Here is a 691-nt window from a genome sequence, read left to right as displayed (position 1 = left end):
TGTCTTTATGAGCAGCCGGCAGGATTGGCTATTCAAAAGCCTACAACCGTTAAGTGATGCAGATAAAAAGCAAGTTTGGACGAGTAGACAATATCTCGACACACCGATTACGACATTGGGCTTTGTCGGCAACTTGAATGCGCCAAATTCTGAACTGAAACAAGGCTACCCCTACAATAAAGGGACACTGGTTGTCTCTTCACTGCCTTTATCTGAGTTAAAGCTAACGATTCGTGTGCTTTCGCCAAAACAATCCATCGTTTGGGTTACGATGGGCTATATCGTTGTGCTTACGTTGGCCTTTACGGTTTTGTTCTTGATTGGCCAGTTGATTTATCACCGCCAACAACGTCATTTGCAGTTAGAACGAATCCAACAAGAAGCGAATCAGAAGTTAGAATTTCAAGTCATGGCACGAACAGCAGAGTTACAGGCTGAAATTGCGCAGCGAACCGAAACGGAGCAAACACTACGTTTGACCCAAGATGAGTTGATTCAAGCGGCTAAGCTGGCAGTTCTCGGTCAAATGTCAGCGAGCATCAGCCATGAGCTGAATAATCCGTTGGCAGCCATTCGTAGCTTTGCTGAGAATGGAAAATTGTTCCTTCAGAAAGAAAAGTATGATCGAGTGGAAGATAATCTCACTCGCATTTCTGCTCTCACTGACCGTATGGCAAATATCAGTCAGCAA

Annotated in this window: 1 protein-coding gene; it reads left to right on the top strand. The window is 44.6% G+C overall.

Annotated elements, in window-relative coordinates; all coding sequences use genetic code 11:
* A partial coding sequence (locus R8N47_RS25375) for a histidine kinase dimerization/phospho-acceptor domain-containing protein (RefSeq protein WP_318186130.1) occupies nt 1-691 on the top strand: 691 nt, incomplete at both ends.

The sequence above is a fragment of the Vibrio sp. 2132-1 genome (genome assembly GCF_033344315.1).
This window is presented reverse-complemented; position numbering and strand designations above follow the sequence as displayed.